The 851-nt window shown below is 76.6% G+C and carries 1 protein-coding gene and 1 pseudogene; one reads left to right on the forward strand and one right to left on the reverse strand.

Annotated features, from left to right (window positions below):
- The coding region (locus F8271_RS31560) for a hypothetical protein (RefSeq protein ID WP_192580559.1) at positions 1-276 on the reverse strand (276 nt) is incomplete at its 3' end.
- Positions 277-382: 106 nt separating this feature from the next.
- On the opposite strand from F8271_RS31560, the pseudogene F8271_RS31565 reads away from it, so the two are divergent.
- Positions 383-851 (forward strand): annotated as a pseudogene (locus F8271_RS31565) (hypothetical protein); the annotation flags it as partial.

Here is an 851-nt window from a genome sequence, read left to right on the forward strand (position 1 = left end):
GAAGCCGACGCCGAGCACGACGCCGACCACCAAGCCGACGCCGACCGGATCGGCCACGCCGACCCCCACGCCCACCGGCAGCGCGACGCCCACACCGACCAAGTCGGCCGATCCGACCCCCTCGTCGACCGCCAGCGAGACACCGACGACCCCGCCGTCGGCGCCGACCACCGCACCGGCCACCACGACCCCGCCCGGCACACCGGAGGCCAGCCGCAGCGGTTCGGCCAGTGACAGCCCGTCGGGCAGCCCGAGCACCGGGAGCTGAGGCGCCACAACCCACTCCGGCTGTCCGCTCGCGACGATCTGTGGCACCGTGGCATCCAGGCACATCCGGTCCGACGTCACGGGTCCGGGTGCGATCGTGGCACGGAGGGCGGAGATGGCCGAGCAGAAGGATCCGGCGGAGACTGTCGACCCCGTCGTCGATCGGGCTGACCCGCCGGAGACAGGCGTCGACGAATCGGCGTCCAGCGTCGACGAGAGCGCGGACGAGGCTCCGGCCGCCGACGCCGGGCAGTCGACTCCCGCGGACACCCGCCCCGAATCGCCGGCACCGGTGCGGGCACGGGCCACCGTCGCCACCGCCGGCGCCCTGCCCGGCGATCTTCCGGCCACCTCGCCGGCCACCGCCACGACCTACCGGGCGACCGGGTCCGCCAGCCCGGCCGGCGTACCGCTACCGGGTCAGCGGGAGGGCTCGTCCGCCCGGGCCAGCGCCACCGTGCCGGGCAGCAGTCGGGTCACGGCCGGTGCCGTGGTCACCCCGGCCTCCCGGGCGAGCACGCCCGCCGTCTACCGGTCCGGCCCGGTGAACCCCGAGCCGCCCGAGCCGGCACAGCCCCCGGAGC

The organism is Micromonospora sp. ALFpr18c (assembly GCF_008868155.1).
In the GTDB taxonomy this organism is placed as follows: domain Bacteria; phylum Actinomycetota; class Actinomycetes; order Mycobacteriales; family Micromonosporaceae; genus Micromonospora.